Source organism: Paenibacillus sp. CCS19 (genome assembly GCF_033239625.1).
In the GTDB taxonomy this organism is placed as follows: domain Bacteria; phylum Bacillota; class Bacilli; order Paenibacillales; family Paenibacillaceae; genus Paenibacillus_T.
Genome location: NZ_BTCK01000007.1, coordinates 75839 through 101125, shown reverse-complemented (window position 1 = coordinate 101125; position 25287 = coordinate 75839). Strand labels below are relative to the sequence as shown.

Below are 25287 nucleotides of genomic sequence, written 5' to 3'. Positions count from 1 at the left end.
GTGCTTCATTATCGGCAGGCAGCATGAGGCTGCCTACCTGCCACTATTAAACAAGATCAAACACGATTACGCTGACCGAGTTCGCCGGCAGCGTCAGTACTGCGCTGTCGCCAACGATGTGCAGCTGCGATTCGCTCGGCTGCACCAGCTCGGCGTTCTTCTTGTTCACGTTCGGCGTATGCACGATCGCTTCGTCACCCGTGAGCGTAATGAGCTGCGCGGACGAAGCGACGTTCAAGTCACGGAGCGCAAGACGCGTCATTTTATCCACGGCGTCTGCGTTAACCAGCTTCACATACACATGCTTGTCGTCCTTCGTCACGGAGTTGAATACCTCACGGTTGTATGCTTCGAGCTTGTATGCGTGCACATGACTTGTCGTCTGACCATCCGTGTACGAGCAGATGAGCGCATCGCCTTTCTCGCCGCCATAATTAACCGTAATCGTGTACGCAACACCTTCCGCAAGCGGTTCATGGCCGTATTGACGAAGGTTGCCCGCCGCCGTACTGGACGAGTAGTCGCCAAGCGTATAGCCTTCTACGCCTTGCTTGAACACCTTCACGCCCGTTGCGTTGCCGTTGTAGTTGATTGCATATTCGATCACATCTTTGCGCTCGGACGTAATGTCCGTGAGACCTGCGCCGATGTAGAAGCCTTCCACGCCGGACAGCTTCTCGGCTGCAACTTCAACTTTGTAGTTCGTCCATGTATCGTTCAGCACATACAGACCGTTCAGACCGCCGTTCTGTGCATGCAGCACGAGACCGCGTTCCGCATCGATCGTATAGCCGGCCGTCGAGCTCGGGATCGCTTGCCACTGCGCTTGCAGCGGCTGCGTGAAGTCCTGCTCCAGCAATACGCTGCCGTCCACATTCGATGTTACCGTCACACGACGGACAGCGATCTCCGCGTTGCCCGTTGCGATCTCAATGCCGCCGCGCGGCGCGAGCACCGTAGGTGCGCCGTTGCGGTACGTCGTGAACGAAGTTCCGAGCACTTTCGTACCGATGTACTTCGCATACAGCTGCTGCACGTAGTAATTCGGCGTGAACCAGACCGTCTCGTCATCGAACCAGATGCAGTCCGGCGTCCAGCGGTACGTGCCATCCGTCAGCACCTTGTTGAACAACGGCGCAGTTGCAGCCAGACGAATAACATCCGAATTGTTCTCAAAATGCGTCATGATCGCCGCTTCCGCCACCGCGCCTGCCAGCGTGTTCTTGTCCGTCGATGCGTATTCGCCGACGAATACTTTGGACGTCTGCGACTCGTTAAGCGTACCGTCCGCATTGTATACGCGCTCGTAGTAGTTGTAGCGGTCGCCGTTGTTCAGCAAATATTCGTTCGAACGGTAGTAGTGCTCGTCCGCGATCGTATCCATATAGTTCGACTGCTTGCCGTACCAAGTAACGTCCTCTTCCCAGCTCGTTTTGCCGTCCGTGAAGCGGATCTTCTCCGAGCCCTTCTGACCGCCGCGCAGGAAGTTCCAGCCGCGCTGATAAGCATCGTCATCCGCTTGCGCGCCAACCGTCGATATAATGTGCAGCTCGCGGTTCGGATAGTTCGCTTGCATGAACTCGTCGATCGCAGCTTTGAACACTTCGAAGTTCGCGAAGAACTCCGTACCCCAGTTTTCGTTGCCTACGCCGAGGTAGCGCAGATCGAACGGACCTTCATGACCCATCTGCTTACGCAGAGCCGCCCACTCATTGCCTTCAAAATCCATGCTGATCGCGAAGTCGATCAGATCCGTGAAGCTGCGGATATAGTAATCGCGCAGTTCGCCGCCTGCTGGATTCGCATAGTCCGAGCGCGCTTGGCAGAGCACGCCGCAAGCCATAACCGGCAGCGGCGTTGCGTTCAAATCTTCCGCCAGCTGGAAATATTCCATATAACCAAGGCCCATCGTCATCATGTAGCCCCAGACGTTGTAGTTCTCTTTGCGCAGCTCAATATCGCCGACCGAATGCTTCCAATCATAAACGTTATCCCATACATGCGAACCTTCGGAAATACAACCGCCAGGGAAACGGAGGAATTTCGGATGCAGGTCGACGAGTGCATTGACCAGATCTGAGCGAAGACGGTAGTTGGAGTTGCCTTTGTAGTTCGCATGCGCCGAAGCGGAACGCGCTTCTTCGCCTGCTCCCCATACGTTCTGCGGCATGAGCGACACCATATCGATCGACACTTCGCCGCTGAACGTAAGCGCCAGCTGACCAAGCAATGTTGCCGTACCTGTCAGTACCACCTTGGAGTCCACGCCGTATTTGGACCATTGGCCGCCGCCTGCTACTTCTACAACGACCGTCTCGCTGATCGATCCGCCATCCGGATTAAGCAGCTGCGCAGTAATCGTGCCGCCGTTATCGGATTTGGCCCAAATCGTAAAGTCATAACGGTCGCCCGTCTTGATCGACATCGCGCATGCGCCGTTCGTATCCGTAAAACCGCGGTTGTACAGCTTCGTACCGTTCGGCACTGTGATGTAATGAGCATTCACGTCCGGATCTTCGATGCCGAAGTGTGCGTTCAAACCGCCCTCGCTGCGAATCGTTACACGGTCTACATCGCCGAACCATGCATGCATCGACTCATAGTTGCGTCCTGTCGAGGTGCCGCATTCGCCGCATACATGCGAGAAGCTGTCGAACGCGAATGCTTCGAACGAACGGTTCTGTATCAGCTCCGCATAGATGCCGCCGTCCGCTGCATTGTTGATATCTTCATAGAATAAGCCGTACAGGACATCGCTGACGTCCAGCACTTCTTGGCCGCCCTCAATCGTAAGCGTGTATGGCGGTAGTCCTTGCGGAATGACGGATACCGCGAAGCTCTTCTCGGCTTGGCTGCCGCCTTTGCGAAGAACAGCCGTCAGCGTCGCTGCTTGTGCTTCGGATAGATTAGGGTTGATCTTGCCTTGCGCATTGATTGCCGCCGGGTTGCTCGACTGCCAGCTTGCTTCTACTTTGCCGCCCATAAGCAGCGTCGGGAGATTAACGTCCTTCGTGACGATCGACGTCGGGAACGACAAATATTTGTCCTTCGCGAGCGCAACAATCGCCTCGTCCGTCAGCGATTCGCACATCACTTCGATGACTTCGTCCTGCGTCAGGCCCGCTTGATAAACACGGAAGTCCGACAAAGCGCCGTTAAAGTCTGGATCGACATCGTATTGCGACTTGCCGATCGCGTTGTTGCTGTAGTTTGCCACGTCCGAGAATGTAGCGAACCACTCGCGCAGCTTCGCATAGCGGCCGCTCGACGTCTGGCTGATCGTGCCGTCCCCTACTGCTTCGCCGTTCACATACACGACTGGTCCTGCACTGCTGAGCGTACCGCCTTGCGTACCCGTAACCGATAACGCAACATGGATCCATTCTCCCGCTGCGAAACCGCGGCCCGGATCGACAACAATGTCGCCGCCTGCGAAGCATGTACCGCGGAAGCCGCTCGTCAAGAACAAGTAAGGTCCACGGGAACCGCGGCCAAAATCGAAGATGCGCTCCCAAATGTTTCTGCCTTTGCGAAGGTATACCCAAGTCGAAACGGTAATGCCCGTCTGGTCGCTTACGTTCGCGAGCAGATCGGCCGGCAGCTGCAAATACGAGCTGCCGCTCTTGCCGCCGGAGAGAGAAACAGCCAACCGGCCGCCGATGCTCTCAATCGTAGGCTTCTTGGTTCCTGACGCGACCGCGTCATTGCCGCTGCCCGAGCGGTCATGGCCAATATTCGCTGCATCATCGAAAGCGTAATGCGCGATGAGGTTTGTGCTGTGTGCATGATTAGGATTGCTGCTGCTCATGGATTATCACCTGTTTTATAGAGATTTAGTTAGCGGTAGGATATGACGTTAGTATTTGGGATAAGAAGAAATTGTAACTTGTCGTGCTGATCATTTACTGCATACGCGAATATAATAACATAATTACTAATCAATTAATATATTGATTATCTAATGATTTCTACCCACCCAAACCCTCGGGATTTCTACCCACCCAAACCCTCCCTGCAAGGGAGGGCCCCAAAGGTCGTAAGCGTACGCTCCCGATGTGGTTTCCTTGCGGAAACCTTTACCTCTGGACTCCTCACAAGGACGCGGCTTTGATCATTTGGAACGCGTGCCCGCTCTTGCCGCCCTGCGGCAAAGCTGCGGAACTACTGTATCTGGTTACGTAAGCACGTCCGCTTACTTTGTTCGATCGTGTGCAACTATCACCGCCCATTGATGGGACTTCGATAAGCTGCATCATTGGTTGGGACATCCAAGACTTCTGGAACCCGGAATGAATAAGATTGAATGGGAAGAGATACGTTGCAGGTACATCGTGCGGGGAGTCATCTGCCCGTTGGGCAGACTTCTGTTTGGAGTGTAAGTTAGATCAAGCGTGCTTGAGTCACGCTAATCAGACGAGTGAGGATCGAATAAACAAAATAAGCGCTGCTGAGCAGCGCTTATGCGGGATGAACATTGGCGAGGGGAGGTTAGTCTTGGAATGTTCGGATATGTGGTTCATTAGTCGCGAAACTTCGCTGGGCGTTTCTCGATAAAAGCGGTGACGCCTTCGCGCATGGACTCCGTCTCGAACAATTCGCCGAACAGCTCGGTTTCTCGTTCGAGTCCCTCTTCGAGCGTACCGTCGAGACCTTCGGTAATTGCGGTTAGCGCGGCGGCGACGGAGGCTGAGCTTCGGTCGCTTGCGATGCGCTCCGCCCACTCGAGCGCGGTTGGCAGCAGCTGATCGCGCGGAACCGACTTGTTGACGAGGCCGAGATGTGCTGCTTCTTGTCCGTTAACCGGCTGACTGAGCAGGATCATCTCGGTTGCTTTCGCCTTGCCGATGAGGCGAGTCAGACGCTGCGTTCCGCCGTAGCCAGGAATCAGACCGAGATTGAGCTCGGGCAGCCCCAGCTGCGCTTCGTCGGCTGCAATTCGCAGGTGGCAGCTAAGCGCCAGCTCCAATCCGCCGCCAAGCGCAGCGCCATTAATCGCGCAGATGACCGGCTTCTTCATCGTCTCGATGCGCCGAAACTTCTCCTGCACCGATTGTGCGAGCTGCGTTCCTGCCTGCGCATCACCGAATGCGGAGGTGAACTGCTTAATGTCCGCGCCTGCCGCGAAGCATTTGCCTTCGCCGGTCAGGACGATCGCTTTCACTTCCGGGTCGGCTGCGAGTCTATCCAAGCAGGCCGACAGTTCGTCAATAACTTCCGTGCTGAGCGCATTAACGGGTGGACGGTCGAGCGTAACGGTTGCAACACGGTTCGCTAGTTTTATTTTGACATAAGAATAGACATGCTCCTCCGAGGTGGACATCGATACTCATCCTCTCCTGCAACGTAAGTTACAACACGAACAGCCCCTTCGATAGGGGCCGGCTCGGTCGAAATCGTATAGTCCATTATACCACGCTACACGCGTTTCACTTGAAGCGTCTGAATCGTCTTGTTCGTGAACGTCCCCCGCAGCTTTTCTTCTGACAAAATGTCCAGCTTCACCAAACTTGCCACCTTGCTCGCGTCCGATTTGGACAGCAGCCGCCACATATCCGTCTCCGGAAGCACATCGTACAGCCGCGCATCGTCATACTCTCTTCGCTCTTGGATGACAATCTTCGCCTGATAATCGCCCGATTGCACTTCACCCGCCGGATTCCCGTTGCAGTACGCGATGATGACGTTCCGCAGCGTCTCCAGCTCCTGCTCGATCTGCTTCTGCTGCTGCTTCAGCTCGTAATATTTGCGCAGTGTTTCTTCCATAGCGATCACTCCCCTACCATGCATGATTCATCCCATTCTATGAATGCGCATAGATCGGTAGAACAGGATAGGAGAGGTTTCGGTTTCACAAGAGAATTAAGTTTCCGATTATTCGCTGCTTATCATCTATCCACGCTATCCAACCGCCCTGCCAGCTGGCGGAAAGCTTCCCGAGTCTTCTCCTGAGGCAGCTCCGCATAACGATCGCCGATGCTTACCTCGAAGTAGCAGCCAACACCTTCCTTAGGCCGCAGTACATGCGTAAACCCAACGCCGGACTGCTGCGTAACCTCGATAAGTACCGGCTCCAGCTCTTCTTTCGGCCTATTGATATGCACATGGAACATGTTCGAGACCGGCACCTGCGGTACCGTCCGAATCGCGGAATGGCAGTCATTGTACAGCGCAGCGAGAGCAACAGCTCCCTCATAATATTCGGCCATGCGCGGCAGACGGCGCTCCAAATAATAGTCCGCACTTAAGAAGTATGGATATAGGCTGATCAGATCGCCGCCATGTCGTCTCTTCCACACCTTCGACTCTTCTGCAAAATCATATTCGCCCGCAAGCACCGCCCCGGCGATGCCGCCGAGCCCTTTGTACACCGACACGTACACACTATCGAACAGGCTGCATATCTCCGCTGCCGATCGGCCGTAGTAGGGCGTAATCTCGAACAGCCGTGCGCCGTCGAGATGCAGCTTAATCCCTTTCTCGCGGCAATGCGCAGAGATCGCTTCCAGCTCATCATAGTCGGGCAACTGGCCGCCGATCTCGCGCTGGGGCAGCTCAATCAGCAGGCACGCAACGTCGTCCGGCATGCCAAGCACGTCGGACAGCAGCACGGGCCGTGTCGTATCCGCAAGCAATATAGGTTCAAGATGATGAAGCTTCTTCAGCCCGTCCTGCTCATGGATCTCAAGGTGGCACAACGGGTGATAGGCAACCTTCTTGCTCCCGGCCGCATCCGACCAGATCCGAAGGGCGATCTGCTGCGCCATCGTCCCGCTCGGGAAGAACACCGCTGCCGGCTTGCCCAGCAGCTGCGCCAACTTGTTCTGGAACTGCTCGATAATCGCGCCGCTCCCATAAATATCGCTGTCGACATCGCCATCAATGGATTCAAACGCTTCCTTTAGGACATGCACATTGCGCTTGCCATGACCAATCATCGGATACGGCGCGTTGTTATAGGCCTCGGTCAAAGTTACGTTTAGACGCATATGTAAGACTGCTCCTTTCTGCACATTGTTGTGTAGTGTCTGGCAAATAAGGGGAATCCATACTATCGAATGTACGAAACACAACCATCATCGCTTAGAACGACCCTAATCGATCCCGTCAAATGCTGCATCGCGCTTGCATTAAATTTCCACTTTATGTATTTACAATATTTATGTTAATTGATTAATATTGTTACATACAAGCTCTCAGTTGGTTGACTCGTCTAATACATGCAGTTACCTGTATTCTTTCAACTTCATAACGAACCGAGGTTAATACGATGAACACACGCCGATTATCCATTATTCTCGTTCTCGCATTCCTGCTGTCCACGCTTCAAGCCTGCACCCCATCGACAGACGAACTGGATGAAGATGATGAATTCTTAGAGGAGGACAGTCCTGACTTCGGCCTAGACTCCGACCGCTTGGGTACCGTAACAATTCGATGGTACGGCAATAACGCGCGCGAGCTGCGATATGATGACGAGGTTTATTTTGATAAAATTCATCAGAAGTTCCCGAACATCGAGATTGAACGCTACGAGGAGTTCATGGATGATAAACGGCTGCAGCCGACAGGGTCAGACGCCCCATGGCCGATCGATCAACTAACCGACATGTTATCCGCTCACAAGGAGCCCGATATTATCGTCGCCTATACGGAGCTGATTCCGAAGCTGTCCGAGCTGGGCCTGCTATCCGATATGGAGGAATACGTATCGGCCAACAAACTCGACCTGTCGCGATTCGAACCGGCTTTCATCGAACAGGTGCGCAGCTATTCGCCTAACAGTCAACTGCTCGCCGTTCCGTATATGCGTACCCTGCATGCGATGAGCTATAACAAAGCGTGGTTCGATAAGGCTCACATTCCTTATCCAACAGACGGGATGACTTGGGAAGAGTGGATGCCGTGGGCAGCGAACATCAAGAAGCAATATGAGGAGATGAACGTTGGATCTACCTTGCTATACGCCGCTAGCAGAGGATTCGGCTACCCGCTCCTTGCCCAACAGCGCTCCGCATCAATTCTTGATGCTGATACAGGGAAGGCTAATGTAACGAATTCCGATTGGACTGCGATTGCTCGCATTATGCAGCTCCACTACGGCTGGATTCATACCCCCTTCGAAATGTATAACGCAATCAGGCAGCTAACGCCGTTTCCTCATAAACTCGAATACTCAATAGACCTCTATGAATCAACCTATAAATTCATCAATTCTATATACGGGGAGCTGTACTTAGAACAAAGCGACTGGGACATGGTTTCCTTCCCGACCTTCGAAGATAAGCCTGGCGTCGGACCAGACTTTGCCGGCGAAGTGCTCTCCGTCAATCCGAACAGCGAGCATCGAGAGGAAGCGTTCGAGGTGCTGTCGTATCTCATATCGGACGAGTTCCAGACTTGGAATTCGCGCATCGGCAATGGCTCTCCGCTCGTAAACCCGAACATCCATGCGCAGTTCGGCGTTGAGAATTCATTTTATACAGGCAAGAACGTTCGCGCCTTCTTCCTTAACCATCCTGCCGAACCTGTGAAGAAGAACGCGAAAGAGCCGGAAGCCGAGTATAGAATGAATCGTCTCATGGATGGGTTATACAACTCATCCGCATCCGACCTGTCGGAACAGCTGAATAATTGGGAAGAGCAGTGGAATACACCATCGGACCAATGAGCAAAGGGCTTCCTGCTTGTCATCACGGATGACGGTAGGAAGCCCTTCTATATATGCGCGCATATGCGCTATTGCACAGCTCCAGTAAACTTGCCGGCCAGATCCGCATTGCTGATCTCGAACTCGACATGATCGCCAAGCGCGTGCGGAACGGAGAGACTGATGCCGAGCGCATCGGCCGTGCGATACGTGAACACATTCAACACATTGCCAATCCCGATATCATCGGCCTGCTTCATGTACGTAAGAAGCTCTGCATCGGACCAGTTGCTCAATTCATCCGCCGCTTCCTTACTCAGATCCAGACTTGGATCGAACGGGACGTATTTCGCTGAGCGAAGCAGCTTCACGAACGAATCATCCAGCTTGACGGTGTCCTTCAGTAGCATCTTCATCCCCGTTGTCAGGTCTACATTGGTCGTAAAATAGAGATTGTTCGGATGCGCAGCGCCTTTGCTGTTCGCATACCCCGTATATTGAATGCTAAGGATCTTATCGTCCATCCGCTTAACGGCATAATCGATGTCCATCGTTGTCTCGTTCGCGGCATAGTAGCTGATTGCTTTGCGCGCTTCATTTCTGATCAGCGAATTGATCGTCTTCTCCAGCTTCGCATCTCCGAGATTCGTAATCTGCGGGTATTGAATCTTCATATCATGCTCGGTAAGAGTCGCGCGTTCCAACGTTGGGGCTGCGGACTGACCTTCGCTAGTCGTCTGCTGTGCCGGTTCGCTGGTACCTGTGGACGTCTCTGTCTTATCGCTGCTGCAAGCCGTCAATAACGCTATTATTAAAAGGATGATGCTTAATCGTACCATGTTCATTCTCCTTCCGTCGTACTCGGAATGAACCGTACTGTGTCGCGTAAGGACGACGGCAGACGGTTCACCTTGCCACTTCCCATTATCCTCATTATAGAACACGGTCATTCGCTTCGAGTGCCGATAATGTGAGGATAATTCGACGAAGGCGTGTACGAAATAAGTCTGAACTATGCAGTAATCGGTATCCTGACGATAAATGTGCTTCCCTGTCCCGGCTTGCTTGCCACCTGGATCATACCGCCGCAAGACACTACAATACGCTTCGCTATCGCTAGCCCAAGCCCATGTCCGCCAAGATGTCTAGAACGTGCTTTGTCCTCCCGATAAAATCGTTCGAATATTCTCTCCTGCTCCTCCGCAGCAATGCCGATGCCTTGATCGGTTACTGCGATCACAAAGGCTCGGTGGCCCCGCTGCTTCTCCTCGGCCAGCTTCACGCGTACGAGCGTGCCGGATGGCGAATACTTCACCGCATTGTCGATCAGTATGACGAGCAGTTGGAGAAGCCGCTGTTCATCGCCGTACACCAATAGCTTGTCCGGCGCTTCCAAGTCTAGCTGGATCTGCTTCGCTTCGAACAACGGCGCCAGATTGTTCAACGTCCGCTCCGCGCTTGCCCGAAGATCGAATGGCGCCAGCTGCAGCTGCTCTGCCCCTGAATCCGAACGAGCCAGATAAAGCAGGTCGCTGACCAGGCGCGTCATCCCTTTGACTTCATCCTTCATATAGCCGAGCGTCTGCATTTCGAATCGGTCCCCTTCCCCGTTCGGCGCCGACTGTTTGCGTATCCCAAGCGTCTCGATGGAAGACATCAGCACGCTAAGCGGCGTACGCAGCTCATGCGAAGCGTCGGCCACGAATTCCCGCTGACGCGCAAGCGACTGCTCGATTGGAATCATGGCCCGCTTGGACATGAGGTGGCTGACGAAGACGCATGCGACGGCAAACAACAGCGTCAGACCGCCAAGCACCAGCGCGGCGGTTCGCAGCATCTCTTCCTGTGCGCTAATGTCGACGCCGACATACAGCGTGCCGATATTGCGTCCGGCAGCGGTCAATTCCCGTCTTGCCACAAGGAAAGACGTTCGCTCCCCCTCTGTGCCGTCATGGTCTCGGAAGAACAAGCGGCTTTGCGTTTCGAGCTCTACCTTGCGGGGCTTGTCGTCTCCGCGGCCCCATCCTTCTAATGCTCGAAGCGCTTGCGAGCGAATCCCGCTCTGGCTTTCGTTGCCCAAGACGAGGCTTCCCTGCTGATCCACCCAATAATAGAAAGATTGGTCAGCGCCTATTTCGAACGAATTGTCCTTCTTATCGTTAAACTGGTTGGCTCGCATATTGCCGTAGTTTTCTTGCACGAAACGGAGCTCATCATCGAGCAGCGCGTTCAGCTTGCTCTCCTGCTCGCTGCGGGCGGATTGCTGAAACAACGAGTATGCGGCAGCTGCGAACAAACCGAGGAACAACAGCAGCAAGGCGCTGTACTGCGCGGTCAATCGCCAATGCGTCCGTTTGATGACATCGTTATGCTGACTGCCTTGACGTCTGTCTGTGCCCCTACGCATGGATTCGGTACCCGACGCCGCGCACGCTTTCGATAAGTCCTTTGTGCCCGGCGATCTCCAGCTTCTTCCGTGCTAACTTCACAGTTGCGTCGACAGCCTTAGGCGTAACATCCGCTTCGTATCCCCATATCCGATCCAGAATCAGCTCGCGGGTGAGCACCCTTCCGCGGTTGACCGCCAGCAAGTCGATGATCTGGAACTCTCTTGTCGTAAGCGCAATTCGCTGGTCTCCCAGCTGGACTTCATGGCTGGACCGATTCAGCCGAATCTCTCCCAGCTGCACCATCTCCTCCATAAGAGGCGCGAAGTTGCGCCGGGTTAACGCGCGGACTCTGGCTAACAGCTCGTCTATTTCAAAGGGCTTTACCAGGTAGTCGTCTGCACCTGCATCGAGCCCCGTAACGCGATCCTCTAACGAATCGCGGGCCGTCAACATCAGGATCGCCCCCGAATAATGGGCTTTGCGCAGCTTGCGACAAGTCGCAGCCCCATCGCCCTCCGGCATCATCCAATCGAGCAGCACCACGTCATAGGCCGAAGCAAGCGCATAATCGTATGCATCGCTGCCTGTCGTCACCCAGTCCACTCGCATGTCGGTCTTTGCTTCCACCATATGAATGATCAATTCGCCAAGGCGAGTATCGTCTTCCGCTAATAGAAGGTTCATCTCCATCAACCTCTCTGATCTTTGCTATCGTTTCTACTAAATGGCTGCCTATAAGATAGCAAGCAAAGATGAAAGAAAGATGAAGCCAGGCTGATAGAAAATTGAAAGTTCATTTCGTGATCAAAAGCGGACTTTTTGAACTGCCTCTTCCATACGTGTTCAAAAAGTTCGGTTTTCAGCACCGAGAAGGTTGATTCTATTCGAACTTCCACTTTCACCGTTTTTTCACCAAAGGGCGGTATTCTTGGGGTGTAACGAAAACAAGGAGGTGAACATGAATGAGATCGACGAGATGGAAAATGTTAAAATGGCCGTTTCTCGCTGTGCTAGCGGTCTTCGTCCTAATCATTTGCTCCGGCTGGACGCATGGCGTTCATCCGGCAATCGGGCACGAGACAGGCTTTGGACATGGCGGCGGTTCATTCAGAAGTGGCAATGAGGTGTTCGTACAGCGCATTCGCGTCGTCGAACATGACAGAGGCGGGTTCGCACTGATCGGCCTGCTGGCAAAAGTCGGCGTACTGTTGATCGGGGCCGCACTGTGTGCTAGAGGCAAATCGCTGTTGAAATGGATTGGCGGTCTCATGGCCGTCGTCGCGTTATGGTCGCTTCTATCCTTCTGGACGATTGTCATTGCAGCTGTCGTAATTGGCGCTTACCTCTATATTCGCAAGAGAAGCAAAGGCGGATCGGACATCGAAATGACGCCTTCGGCGGAATGGCTTGCGGCATCCGTACCACACAATGAGGTTCATATCTTGGATCAATGGGAACGGCAACTCAATAAGGAGGCGAAACAATAATGGGTATTTTCAAACGTGTCAAAACAATCGTACAGTCCGACGTGCATGGTTATCTGGATCGAATCGAAGATCCGGTCAATATGGTGAAGCAATATATCCGCGATCTTGAAGAGCAGCTGGATCGCGCAGCGGGGGCTTTAACCCAGCAGCTGCTGGTCGAGCGGAAGCATGCTGTACTTATCGAACAGACCGAAGCGCTGCTAGCCAAACGCAGCCGTCAAGCCGAGCTTGCCGTAGACAGAGGTGAGGACGCAATCGCGCAGATTGCGATTCGGGAGAAGCTGATTCTACAAGAACGGCTTACACAATATCGCAGCCAATTCGAATCGCTCCAGCAGCAAACGGTACAGCTGAAGGAACAGATCGTGCAGTTGAAGCATACGTACGATGCGCTGCAGGCCAAGAAACACTATCTGATCTCGAGAGTGCAAACCGCCGAAGCGCTCAAGAGCGTGAACGGTACGCTGCACAGCTTCGACCCTCGGCAAGCGGTGCGCGGATTCGCGCGGATGGAAGAAAAGGTATGGCAATTGGAGGCGGAAGCGACGGCACGCAAGGAAGTGCAGGCAATAACGGGATCAGCTTCTGCCGGCTCGCCGCAGGACAAGCTTCAGGACAGCGTGCTGCTGGAGTTGGATGCGTTAAAGCGCCAGCGCCAGGAACGGGAAGCTCAAGCAGCTGTGACCAAAGAATAGTCGGATTGCGGCATCCCGGATGGCAGGGCAGAATGGTTCGAGCATGCCTGCTGGGGTGAACACGAAAAACCGACCATCGCTGATGGTCGGTTTTTCGATGTATGATAAGAATATTTTCGGATAAGAAGTACTCCATGCCCTATGCGTTATCAGTACGGCCAGATACTAACCTCATAATAATACTCTGTTCTTTCAACGCAGGCCCCCGATTTCAAATCTTCACTTACCCAAATAAAATCACCATAGCCGCTACTAAATTTCGTTAATACGCCTAGGCCATCTAAGTTATTAAACACATCTTTAGAGGTCAGCTTAACAGGCTCTATTCCACTCTCAGTGAAAAAAAGCATCCAGCCTTCCCCACTAAAGATTTGGTTATTCGTATATGCCTCTTTTAAATACGCTATCGACTTCTCTATATTCTCCTGATAGCCTGAGCCGTTGATAATAAACTTATTTGTTATTGTTTGCAGCTTACTGAATACTTCTCTTTTAAACCCATCAGTACTCTCAGTTTCCATTAAGGTTACATTCGACGACTCGGTAATTCCCACGATTTCTTTTTTTAGTATATTCCTTCGATTGTTCCTTTTGAGCAACTCGATTTTATTGTAAATCATAAATCTATTAACCCCTTTCCAATGAAAAGGTTTAACTTTGAGTACTTAAAATTGCATCTTAAAGCGAGTTAATGCAACTGAATAGTCTTATATTTCAAGATAGCAACTCACGCTTATAGCTTAGCGCCTGTTCAACGACATCTTCAGCACTTAGCTCTTCTTCATTCCAGAATATCAAGTCACTCACATTAGGATGCGGAACATTTTGTTCCAATAATAAAATCAAACTATCAAGTTCTTCTTCTGATCCTTCCGCGCACATGATCTTCTGAACGATTTCAATTAATTCTTCTTTAGTGGGTTTCAACTTTAACACCGCCTTTAAAGAATTACTCAGTTCCCAAAATGAACAGCAGTCCCATAGCGAAGCCTATATTTTATTAATACTTAATAGGGCGTAAGGAAGGATCATCAAGTCTATGCCACCAACTAGAGTCATGACCATAATAAATATCATATGCCCAGAATTCAGGTGTTTCATGGAACATGATATCACCCTCAAGAATTGACCCTAATTTCGCCCATAAATTATTAATTCGACCTACAGCCTCTTCATCAGATAATCCAAAACTCGTTATCATACGATTTACAATACATTCACAAAATTTATATGTGGAATTGTCAGTGTCGAATACAAATTTACCCATTTTTCTTTCGCCCTCGCCATTTTCTACTTACTTTTCTAGTTATGTTGTGATAGAAACTCTGATGCTAATAAGATAATTTCTTCGTTCCTATCTTTATTGTTAACTACACGCTCTAGTATAGCTATGTATGATGATTTATCCTCTTCTCCATTAATGATTCTATTTAACATCCATAGTGTATATTTTGTAGGATTACGCTCGATAGATTTCAACAATCTTTGCTCGTATCCCTTTTTATAGAACTTTTCAACTCAGCCTAAATCCAACGTTATTGAAGATCTCTCATGATGCAGCTGTTCTAATCAATTTGTGTCAGAATGTATACCTCTGATTCACCTGAAGCAGTTCCGAAAAAATACACCTGATTCGCAATAAACAATTCATAACAGTCACTATTCGGATAATGTACTTCCCCGAACAGATTCAATTTGGCTTGCGGCTGGGCCGAAGGCATCGTTTCAAATGTTAACCCCTCAAGCAACTGCATAATGAACACCATAGGCGTACTATTCTCCAGCTTAGCTGGCGACTCGTCCTCCAACAGCCTGTTTGGATTTCCACCCACCTTATTCTCAGAGACATCCTCATCCTCTGTATCTAGCAACTGAATCGTCTTATATTTCACAAGAGGTACATAATCTGTTCTCATCACGCCATCTTGCGTTGGAAAGACTATGATTCTAAAGTTATTCTGATAATCGCGAATAAAATTATGAGGGATTATCGCCCCAGACAGCTGTCCTTCTAGCATTTGGGGAATATAGTGGTCCTCATTAACACAACACGTACAGGCAAAAACAGCCATAGACTTCTCGGCCCACGCATGTCCTGTTGGAAACGCGATTTGAAAGAAGAAAGTTAATTGTGCATCACACAATCTACACGTCGGAAGATCATGTTCTTGTGGGATTACTGGGTGTCCTCCAACAAACGATCGTTCTGAATTGTTTTGCACCGATTCATCAACAATTCGCATAACATGACATACCATCTTACACACCGCCTTAAGCTTTTTGATTAGCTCCCTACTATCCATACTTAAGGATCGCCACCTTCAAGGTCAACCTTGCTAAGTCTTGATGAATTTCATCTTTTCTTTAGACCAGACTTTAATAATTACCCCATCATTTCTAACTAACTTATAGTTCTTCCACTCTTTTATAATATACTTCCAATGATCGTATTGATGGGTTTCCTCTTCAGATAAGTCCATTGCATACCAATCCGCTTCAGTTTGTAAGACTTTTTCGCTATTGATATCCTCGTACTTTTCGTACTCATTGAGGCACTCCGCACACCTAAAATGAATATTATTGCTAACACTATTTCTTTTAATCTCAATCCAACCCTGATTACATGCTTCGCACCAGTCAACCTTATGAGGTGAAATAAAGTTAAATAATACCTTTCTGATTGGACGAGTACCCCGTTTTGAACGATCCCGCGTAAGCCCAGTTTTACTTGGAACAATCTTTTTTTACTTTGCTACTATATGTTTCACAGCTAATGCCTCAAAATTCTCTAGCAATACTTCTAGGAAATTCGCCACACAGTTGGCACAGACCCAAAGATTTGAAACATAGTAAGAGTAATAAGGTACAAAAAAAAAGGCCACCCCAAAGTCTTATGACTTTGGGGACAACCCTTACCTCATTTTACTGAAACTAGTCTCCGACAATATGAACCCTATGAATTTTTTGGTTAGATAACTTTTCAATAATATCAGAAATCTTCAATGAATATTTTCTTTCAACAAAGATTTGATATTGTCCCAAATCATTCTTGAGCAATTCCACCTCTGCCAGATTCAGATGAAGATTAGGAGAATAATAATCGTTTATTTTTCTAAGATACTGATAACTACCCCAATTATTTGTTCTGTAAAATATTTCACTATGAAGCTCTTCTTCAATTATAAACTTTTCCAGTAGTTTGTCGTGCTTATCATATAGCAATACATCTAGACCCATTCCTACTCTCCTTTCCGTTACTTCCAATCCTTCTGAGGAAAAGCCGTCCAGACCTTTCCTTCTGGAGTTAGAATTACCCGTATTTTATATAGTTTAGTACCATCTGACTCGTATCCAACTTGCTTTTTAAACTGCTTCTCGTAAACAATAAATCCGTTACTTTGAGTTGAAACTCGATCAGGTTTTTTGAAGGTATCTCTTGCCCACGTTCTCCATTGGCCACCACCAAGGAATTTGCTTTTATGTGCAAAATCTCGATTTGAAGTCGATACGTGCCTTCTCTCAACATGAATTACTCCCCAATCGGCATTACCGTTTTCAAATTTTATAGTCTTAGGGTATTTTACCTTCGTCTTACAGTTATGCACCCAGACCCCTAGATTTGAAACGAAGTATGAGAAGTAATCCGCAACTTCAAAGTTGTAGACAGTCGCTTCTCTTGCCTCTTTTTCGATCTTGTCTACCGCTAGTGTAGAGCCAGTGCTGGAAACAAGCAAGTCGCCGACTTGAAGGTCTTTTACAAACGTCCATCCCTTACCGTCTATATAGAATGGATGCTCACCTGTCACCTCGATGATCTCTTCCCCGATATAAACGTAATAGATCTCATGGGCTTGTTTAATGAACAGCCCCACGACCTCTTTATACGCCACCTCCCCGGTTTCCTCATCCTTGGAAAGAACCTTATCTCCTAACTGGATATCCTCAATCGGCTTCTCTCCATCTTCAGTAAGGACCCTCGTACCTGCAGTAAAGCACTGGTTACAGCCATAATCGCTTTTGCTATTACTACTGCTGCTATTCTTCTTTGTCTTAATCTTATCCAGTAGCTTGGTCAACTTCGGTACGAACTTAACGATGGCTTTCATTGCGCCCGCGCTACCAACTACCAACTGGAACGCTGTACCTAGCTGGTTGCCGTAATACTTCACTTCCTTGTTGCTCGGATCGCCTTTCCATACCCATTTCGTGTTGTTGTACAGGTACATGAACGGTCCCGTAACCGAGGAAACAAAGGAACGTGCGATATCCTTGAACGAGATTTTGCCCTTCGCAATCGCCTTAACCGTATCCCACAGCGCATCCAGCGTCTTGAACTTGAACAGACCAGATATATCGCCCAGTGAGGACAGAATACCCTTAGCCAAGTCGTCGATCTGGTACCAGCTCATATGACCCGTCGGGTCTACAAGATTCACCGGATTGTTCAGCGCGTAGGTGTACAAGTTCAAGCTCAGCGGGTGCTCATCTTCACCTCGATAGCTATCCGCCGAAATAAAGCGTGCTTCACGCGGATCGTAGTATCGCGCCTGCAGGAAGTACATTTGCGTCTTGCGATCCCAATAGTAGCCCGCGTAGCGGTATGGGTTCACCTTCGCAAGCTCGGTCGTAATGTCTTCGCTCGGCTCTTCCTCGATTCCAGCCAGCGGTTCGCCTTCCAGCCACGCGAATGCATCTGCCGTTGCTGCATCTGCCGAAGCATCCATCGACGTTGCCGCGGAGGTTCCGTCAGCCGGCGCATTGCCGATGCCTGGATGGTAGTCCGGCTCGGTATTGCCGTTGCCGTCCTCTGGCCCTTGCAGCGAACCTGGGCTGCCGTTGCCGCTCTCCAGATCGCCGATCCAGCCGATGCCCTCGCGTACGCGCTCGCCATAGCGATTGTACATCCGGCTTACGAGGCCCCAATCGTCATATTCGTAGCGTACCGCTACTTCTCCGTTCTTGTCGGTCAGCGCGGTTACATCGCCATGCCCGTTGTAAACGTACCAGAACGTTTGGCCTTTGTACGTCACCGATAGCGGACGACCTTCTTCATTGAACGTGTACGACAGTACCGTATTGCCTGCTCCGTCCTTCTCGTCCGTGATGACCCAAGAATCGCCCTTGTAGTGATAAACGGTCCTATCTTGAACATTGCCCTGATGATTGAACTGAGACTTCGTCATTCGGCGCCCGAACATATCGTACGTATACTTCTCGCCGAAGCCATCCGGGAACGTCACTTTCGTCAATTGACCGCGCGCATTCCACTCATACTTGCTTCGACCATCGGACAGCAGGTTGCCGTCGGCATCATATTTGTACGCGTAGTCCTCGAGGCGAATGAGGTTCTCTCGGGTCGTTATTTCGTTCTTCTCGTTGTACGTCCACTTCGTCCCGACAATGGTGTAGCCCGCTGCAACCTCGCGAATGCGCTGGAACAGCTTCGGATGCTCGCCTGGCGGAAGGTTGACTTCGCCATTGACAATCTGGTCTATCGCCGCGAGAATGTGCTCGACTTGACCCGTTTCTTTGCCGAACATCGCTTCGACATAGTTATCTCCATACGTCTCACCAAGCTTCTCGCCCAGCTTTTTGTACAGTCCTAGCTTCTTGCCATTGCCATTGGCAAGCGCATTCTCGTTACCTTTGCCGTTGCTGTTCGCATTCCCATTTCCATTGCCATTGCCTTTACCTTTACCGTTGCCAGCGCTGCTGCAGCCGTCATTGCCGCCGTCCTTGTTGTGGCCATTGGCATTGCCTTGACCATTGTTGCCTGGACCGTCGCCATTGTTGTCTTTGCCGGCGTTGCCGCTGTTTCCGTTGCCATTGCTGTACAGGGAAGCACCGCTAATCGGGGAGCTGGTCGTCGCAGCCAGAGACGCGCTCTTGCTGCTGCCCTTGCCGTTACCGCCTCCATTGCCGGCATTACCATTGCCGCTGTTTCCACTTCCACTGTTTCCGCTGTTGCCAGCGCTATTGCCATTGCTGCTATTTCCGCTGCTGCCATTTCCGCTATTGCCAGCGCTATTGCCGCTCTTTCCGTTGCTGCCATTCCCGTTTCCGTTTCCGTTTCCGTTGTTGCCATTTCCACTATTTCCGTTGTTACCATTTCCGTTGTTTCCGTTCCCGTTATTTCCATTATTTCCGTTGTTACCATTACCGTTGCCGTTGCCGTTCCCATTGCCATTACCGTTGCCGTTATTGCCTTTCCCTTGGTTCGAATCAGCATCGTCGCCGTTGTTCGGCGTACAGATCGGCGTTTCCGGCTGCTCTGGTTCGGTACCGTTGCCCGGATCAGGCGTCACCGTACTCTCAAGCTCCTTGCCCAGCACCAGCTCAAGCAGCTTCTCGATGTCAATCTCTTCGTGCTTGTCCGCGACTGACCCTTGGATAATCGCCTTGCGGACCGTCCGATTGCCTGCGCCGTCGTACTCATAGGCGATAATATCGCCGGCCGGCGTCGTGTATTGACCCAGCTGCTCGCGCGGATCATAGCCATATACCGACTTGCGATCGTTCTCCATGACGCTCGTGACGTAATCGCGCTTATCGTGCTCATACTTAGCCGTCTGCAGAACGGAGTTGTCCGCCTGTTTAACCGTCTCTCGCTCACCGATGATATGGCCAGGCTTGAACGTCGTGTTCGTTACTGTGCCGTTCGGATAGATAAGCGATTTCACGAAGCCGTCCGCATCATAGACGAACGAATAGCGATAGCCGCTCGTATCCGTATAGCTCGTTGCCCGTCCCGCCGAATCCCGCTCGACAGCGGTTGTCTTGCCGTTGACGATCTCGGAGGCGATGTCGCCGTTCTCGTCGTACACATTCTCAAGCGTATCGCCGTTCGGGTAGGTCGTCTTCTTGAGCTGATTGTTGTCGAAGTACTCGTAATGAATCGTGCCTTCAGGGCCCGCCATGGTGAGCACGTTGCCCGCCTTGTCGTACGTGTACGTAATTTTGCTGCCATCGCCGTACGTCTCGCTTGTCTTGCGATTCATGAAATCGTACGTATAGACGGTCGTCAAGCCGCCCGGCTTCTTCTCTTGGATCAAGTTGCCGTTAGGATCGTAAGCATATTCGAAAATGTCCTGGACAAGTCCTTGCGCCGTCAAGCGGGTGAACATCTCCAGAATCTTCTGCCCGGAACCGTCATACTTCGTTATCGTCGTCTGCCCGTTCGGGTCCTGCTGCGATGTCTGGTTGCCAACCTTGTCGTACGTATATCTGGTCACGAGCTCTCCAACCGATCCCTGCTCCGTCACCGACGTCAGTCTGTCGCGATTATCGTAGTCGCTCTTGACGACGATGCCTTCCGGACGGTTCTCGACTCGCGTATTGCCAACGGAATCGTACTGATACGTATGCGTGCCTTCGTTCGGCGTCGTATTCTCCGTCATCCGGCCCGCCCGGTCATAACGGAAAATAGACTTGTCGCCTTCCTTGTTTGCCTCGGTCAGCTTTCTGCCGTCCGCATCGTAGGTGAACTTGCTGACGTTGCCGAGGCCGTCACGCTCCTCGAGCACATTACCGCGATAGTTGCTCTTCGTCAGTGTGTCGCGTCCTAGCGGATGGCGCTCCGCCGTCGTGTAGCCGGCAGGGCTATATGCATAGGTCGTCCAATGCCCGGATGGATCGGTCACCCGTACCTGCTGACCTTTCACATCGTACGCATAGGTGGTCTCGTGACCGTTGCCGTCGATTTCCTTGAGCAGCACGCCACGCGGACCGTATTCGCTGCGTTCCGTAATCGATTCGCCGTTCAGGCTAGGACCGCTGCGCGTCTCGGCTATCGTCTGGCCTTCGGCGTCGTATGCCATTCGAACAAGGTTGCCATTCGGATCCTGCATGAGCACGACTTGGCCAAGACCATCCAACACGAAACGGGAATGAGATACTTCATTCGCCGCGCTCAGCTCCGTCGCATCTGTACGGTATTCAATCAGCTCCGTAACGGCTTCGCCGTTGCCATAAACCATGCGCACCGCATTGCCTTCAGCATCCAGCGCAACGAGCGGATTGCCGTTCGTGTCATAAATGAATCGCTCCGAGCTGCCGTCCGGCAGTCGGCGCTCAATTACGTTGCCAGCCGCATCATAGAACGTTCGCGTCGTACGCAGCTGCAGCGCGCCGCCCGGCAGCGTATTGCGCTCCGTCTCCTCCGTCACGCGTCCCTGCTCGTCGTATTTGTACTCCGTTACAAGACCCGATGGATCCGTCTGCCGCTCAAGATCGCCATCCGGCGTATACTCGAACTTCGTCGTCGCCCATTCGTTAGCGCCTACTTGGCGCTTCTCGCTGACCGTGTTGCCCCATGCATCCGTCTCGTACTTCAACGTCTGCGTCGCGCCTGTCGCGTCAATCGTTTCCAACGATTCGGTCAATCGGCCGTAAGCATCGTAACGGTTCTCGACGCGCTGGCCTTCCTCGTTCACCGACTCCGTCTCCGAGCCGAAAGCATCGAACACTGCGCTCGTTTTCTCGCCCGCTTCATTGACCGTCTCGACAACGTTGCCGTCTGGATCTACCTTCTCCGCGGTCGTTACGGTAACCAACTGCCCCGATTCATCGAGCGCCTTTTCTTCCGTCGCCGTTGCAGCGCCGTCGTAGCTATATTGAATTTCCTCGCCGTTTCCGTTTATTTCGCGGGTCGTCCGACCTTCTTTATCGAAAACAAACGTACGCTTGCGAAGCAGCTCATGCCCTGGGTTGATCGTATCCGCCGTACCTGATTCCGATTCAAGCTCCTCGGCTTCATAGACCGGAATCGGACCGCCAGACGACTCGTTGTTCCGATTGCCGTTGGCATCATACGCATACCGGCTCCATGAACCGTCTGCGCGCGTCTGCTGAACGAGCTGCCCCAGCGTGTCATACACCGACTTCGTCGTCAACGACTGATCCGGCAGCGTGCCGACATCTACCGGGAATGAATCCGGAATAATGGCTTTCGCGATAACCGTCTCTTCCGTCACGCGATCCCATGCATCATAATCATACGACGTAATACCGTCGTCCGGCGCCGTCACAGATTTCAGCCTGCCCGCACCATCATATTCATTCAACGTCACAAGCGGCTTGTCATCCGGTGATACAACTGTTTTCACCGGCTCGCCTGCCAAGTTATACGAGGTGAGCGTCACTAAGCCACGCGCATCAACCGACTTCGTCACAAGCCCGCGTGAATCGTACTCCGTCGTCGACGTCGTCTCGCCGGTCGTGCCTGCCTCCAGAGCCTTCGTCTTCGCTGCCGTTACGCGGCCTTCGCCGTCGACCGTATACGTCGTCTCCGTCAAGCCGTCGGACTCGCGAACGAGATGGCCGCCGTCGTTGTACGCTTTGGTACGTGTAATAATGTGTGCAGGATCGCTCTCGTCCTGCTGGACATGCTTAACCTGGCGACCAAACGCGTCGTACTCGAAGTCCTCGACCAAGCCTGTTGCGGATTCTGAATGCTTCAAACGTCCAACCGCATCATAATCTTTGATCGCGAACGACTCGTCATCCGTACCCGCGAACTCGATCTGCTTCACGACGTTGCCATGCAGGTCGTTCTCGTAGGTCGTATCAGTGCCATCCGACGTCAGGAAGCCGTTCGCATCATAGGAGTAAGCGAACGTATTGCCTTCGCCATCGATCTGCGATGCCAGAAGCCCTTTATCGTTGAACTGCTCCTTCGTCACGACCGTATACGGTGCATTAATCCCTGCCGGATCGCTGACATCCTTCGTTGTCGTCTTGCTCTGGATATGACGACCGTTCTTCACATACGTATAATCGACCTTGTAGCCGTCAGGTCCCGTCTCGGATTTCAAATCGCCTTGGCTGTCGTACTCATAGGAAAGAACGGAGCCATTCGGCTTCAATTCCGCTATTACATGCCCGTCTGCATCATAACGATAGCGATGCGTACGTCCTAGCGGATCGGTCTCCTCGGTCTTCAGGTTGCCGCTGTAAGAATAGGTCGTAACAGCTTCCTTCTTACCCTCAAGCGTCGATACCGTCTGCGCCTTCTCCGTCGGACGGAACGCATCGTTCCACCGCAGCGTATAGCTGCCCGAAGGCTTGTCCACTTTCGCTTCGCCATTGCCGTAATCAACCGCAATGAATTCCTGCACATTGTCCTGCTTCCGCGTCATGCCGATGCGCGTTACACGGTTGTCCGTGTCGTACGCCCACTGCGTCGTCACGGACTCGGCCGTCTCGCCGCTTTCTTCGCGGACGTTGCTGCCGTTGTCGATTACTTGCTTCAGCCGGTGCAGTCCGTCGTAGACGAAACGCGTAATTTTCTGAGATGGATCTCGGTAGCCGACGAATTCGCCCTTGGCATTGTACATGAAGAAAAATTTCTTGAGCGTTCCCGGCGTATTGCCGACCCCGTCCAGCTCTGTAATCGTCGTCGAATACAGATCGCCCGAATCCGGCGTATAGGTGAACGTTACCTCATGTCCTGCCGTATCCTTCACTGACTGAATCCGGTGATCGTAGCCGTACGAGGTCGGCCAATAGATCCACGAGAAGTACACTTCGTTCTGGTCGCGGTCTTGAATGAGCCAGAATCGGCCGTCATTCTTGAACCGGTAGCGAAGCTGGTCCGGCCACTCCATGACGTAGGCGTTCAGATCCTCCGGGTTCGACGCGTTCGGATCGATCGTCAGTTTCGGATATGCCTGCTTCTGGCCGCCGATATACGTGACGAACTTGCCGTTCTCGTTATGGAACCAGTAGGAGGCGCCATCGAAGCCTGTCCACGTGATGTCATTGCCTTCATTCCATTTGGTCAAGCGCGAATCCAGGTTGAAGCTCCAGCCGTAGCCGAGCGAGCCGTTCACCCGATTCTGATGGTTATATGTAAAATAAACGTCCAAGTCGACGCCTGGCCCCTGCTGCGAGAAGCCTTGGAACACCTGATGCCCGTTGCCCTGCGCGAGGCCGACCGTAACGGTCTGACCAGCGACGGTCGCTTCCGCTTGCGCCTGGTAATCCTGCTTGCCGGTATCCGGTACGTACGGCTTGAGCGGAACCGTCTCGGTCTGTTTATTGCCGGCATCGTCCGTCAGCGTGACAATCAGCTTCTCGCCATTGCCTGGCGCCCACGCATACGCCGCCTGCTGAGGCTGATCGCTGAACGTATGGTTCGCTTCTTGCGAGCTGCCTGTCGCCACGAGCTGCTTCACGCCTGTGACACCGTCGCGCGCTTCGATCGCCAGCTTGCCGTTGCCCAGCGGATGAACCGCCGTCAATATCGGCGCCGTACGATCAAGCGCTACCCGGACATATTCGCCATAGTAGGACGGAATGTTCTTCGGCACAATGGTCGGCGGATCACTCGGATCAGCGGCCTCTACCTTGAAATTCACAGTCCCGCCGTCAGCGCTCAGTTGCACATAGTAGAAGCCGTCCGGCAGCGGATTGCCCTGCCCGTCCTTGCCATCCCAGTCGTAACTGTTCGTGCCCGAATGCGATAGACGATCCTCGAAGAGTGTATACACTTTATTGCTGACGACATCCTTCACCTTCAGCGTCACTTTATAGCCGGAAGGCGGGCTGATCGCCGTGCCGTCCTGCGCCTTGATCCAGTCGCTCAGTTGGTCCTTCCACTCGATCGCAAGCTTGCCTTCCGCGACTGGGAACGTCGTCTTCATACGATCCGACAACGACAAGTACGAACCGCCCGTGCCGCCCTTGGCATCGCCAGCATCAGCCTTGCCCTTTAAGATTTGCTCCCCATCGAATGTAAAATAAGCCGGCGCTTCGGTCGCGTCCGGTTGATCCGTCCAATCCTGCGGAATCGTCGGAACGACCGATGCCGTCGACGCACTGCCTGCCGCGAGCTGCGTCGCAGCTCCACTCATCCAGCTGGCTGCGCTTTGCACGCCGGATACGAATGCACGGCCTGCGAATGATGCTGCATTCGCGGTCTCCTGCCCAACGGCCGCCCAAGAGGTGGCCGGCATAAGCCCGACACCAAGCGCAGCGGTCAGCAGCACCGCGATTCCTTTCTCGTACCTCTTCTTCAATTCTCTCTGCTCCCCCTTATGAGCCCGACAACGACAATAAACCGCATGCCG

General features: G+C 52.1%; 16 protein-coding genes. 3 read left to right on the top strand and 13 right to left on the bottom strand.

Translation table 11 applies throughout. The annotated features are described in order from the left end of the window. Nucleotides 1-46: 46 nt before the first annotated feature. The 4 genes from SBI19_RS07955 to SBI19_RS07940 all read right to left on the bottom strand — a co-directional run bounded on the left by SBI19_RS07955 (nucleotide 47) and on the right by SBI19_RS07940 (nucleotide 6986). Complete coding sequence (locus SBI19_RS07955) at nucleotides 47-3808, bottom strand: alpha-L-arabinofuranosidase C-terminal domain-containing protein (protein WP_317966785.1); 3762 nt, start codon at nucleotides 3806-3808, stop codon at nucleotides 47-49. Nucleotides 3809-4519: 711 nt separating this feature from the next. Continuing rightward, entirely contained in the window at nucleotides 4520-5320 is an 801-nt protein-coding gene (locus SBI19_RS07950) for an enoyl-CoA hydratase (protein ID WP_317966783.1), read from the bottom strand. 95 nt (nucleotides 5321-5415) lie between these two features. After that, the gene (locus SBI19_RS07945; RefSeq protein ID WP_317966781.1) at nucleotides 5416-5763 is read right to left on the bottom strand and encodes a hypothetical protein; all 348 of its coding nucleotides are present in this window, start codon (nucleotides 5761-5763) and stop codon (nucleotides 5416-5418) included. Nucleotides 5764-5885: 122 nt separating this feature from the next. After that, on the bottom strand, nucleotides 5886-6986 hold the full coding sequence (locus SBI19_RS07940) for a threonine aldolase family protein (RefSeq protein WP_317966779.1): 1101 nt from the start codon (nucleotides 6984-6986) through the stop codon (nucleotides 5886-5888). 281 nt (nucleotides 6987-7267) lie between these two features. On the opposite strand from SBI19_RS07940, the gene SBI19_RS07935 reads away from it, so the two are divergent. Then, entirely contained in the window at nucleotides 7268-8668 is a 1401-nt protein-coding gene (locus SBI19_RS07935; protein WP_317966777.1) for an ABC transporter substrate-binding protein, read from the top strand. A 68-nt stretch (nucleotides 8669-8736) separates the two neighbouring features. Here SBI19_RS07935 and SBI19_RS07930 read toward each other — a convergent pair whose 3' ends face one another. The 3 genes from SBI19_RS07930 to SBI19_RS07920 form a co-directional block, all read right to left on the bottom strand. Then, the gene (locus SBI19_RS07930) at nucleotides 8737-9486 is read right to left on the bottom strand and encodes a DUF4163 domain-containing protein (protein ID WP_317966775.1); all 750 of its coding nucleotides are present in this window, start codon (nucleotides 9484-9486) and stop codon (nucleotides 8737-8739) included. 173 nt (nucleotides 9487-9659) lie between these two features. After that, a complete protein-coding gene (locus tag SBI19_RS07925; RefSeq protein ID WP_317966773.1) occupies nucleotides 9660-11054 on the bottom strand; it encodes a sensor histidine kinase in 1395 nt (464 codons plus the stop codon). Continuing rightward, nucleotides 11047-11721 carry a response regulator transcription factor gene (locus tag SBI19_RS07920; RefSeq protein WP_317966771.1) on the bottom strand — a complete coding sequence of 225 codons (675 nt, stop codon included), beginning with the start codon at nucleotides 11719-11721 and terminating at the stop codon, nucleotides 11047-11049. The genes SBI19_RS07925 and SBI19_RS07920 overlap by 8 nt, the downstream gene beginning before the upstream one ends. Before the next feature lie 278 nt (nucleotides 11722-11999). On the opposite strand from SBI19_RS07920, the gene SBI19_RS07915 reads away from it, so the two are divergent. After that, entirely contained in the window at nucleotides 12000-12524 is a 525-nt protein-coding gene (locus SBI19_RS07915) for a hypothetical protein (protein WP_317966769.1), read from the top strand. Further along, nucleotides 12524-13219: a PspA/IM30 family protein gene (locus SBI19_RS07910; RefSeq protein ID WP_317966767.1), complete on the top strand. Its 696-nt coding sequence runs from the start codon at nucleotides 12524-12526 to the stop codon at nucleotides 13217-13219. Before SBI19_RS07915 ends, SBI19_RS07910 begins: the two co-directional genes overlap by 1 nt. 149 nt (nucleotides 13220-13368) lie before the next feature. Here the strand turns inward: SBI19_RS07910 and SBI19_RS07905 are convergent, their stop codons facing one another. From SBI19_RS07905 to SBI19_RS07880, 6 genes are all read right to left on the bottom strand, one after another. Continuing rightward, a complete protein-coding gene (locus SBI19_RS07905; protein ID WP_317966765.1) occupies nucleotides 13369-13839 on the bottom strand; it encodes a YxiF family protein in 471 nt (156 codons plus the stop codon). A gap of 94 nt (nucleotides 13840-13933) precedes the next feature. Next, nucleotides 13934-14146, bottom strand: coding sequence for a bacteriocin immunity protein (locus SBI19_RS07900; protein ID WP_483312255.1), 213 nt, complete (start codon nucleotides 14144-14146; stop codon nucleotides 13934-13936). 73 nt (nucleotides 14147-14219) lie between these two features. Beyond that, entirely contained in the window at nucleotides 14220-14486 is a 267-nt protein-coding gene (locus SBI19_RS07895) for a hypothetical protein (protein WP_317966761.1), read from the bottom strand. Between the two features lie 298 nt (nucleotides 14487-14784). After that, nucleotides 14785-15522, bottom strand: a complete 738-nt coding sequence (locus SBI19_RS07890; RefSeq protein ID WP_317966759.1) for a hypothetical protein — start codon at nucleotides 15520-15522, stop codon at nucleotides 14785-14787. 628 nt (nucleotides 15523-16150) lie between these two features. After that, nucleotides 16151-16456: a hypothetical protein gene (locus SBI19_RS07885; RefSeq protein ID WP_317966757.1), complete on the bottom strand. Its 306-nt coding sequence runs from the start codon at nucleotides 16454-16456 to the stop codon at nucleotides 16151-16153. Nucleotides 16457-16473: 17 nt separating this feature from the next. Then, nucleotides 16474-25236 (bottom strand): polymorphic toxin-type HINT domain-containing protein, encoded by an 8763-nt coding sequence (locus SBI19_RS07880; RefSeq protein WP_317966755.1) that lies wholly within the window; start codon nucleotides 25234-25236, stop codon nucleotides 16474-16476. Nucleotides 25237-25287: the final 51 nt, after the last annotated feature.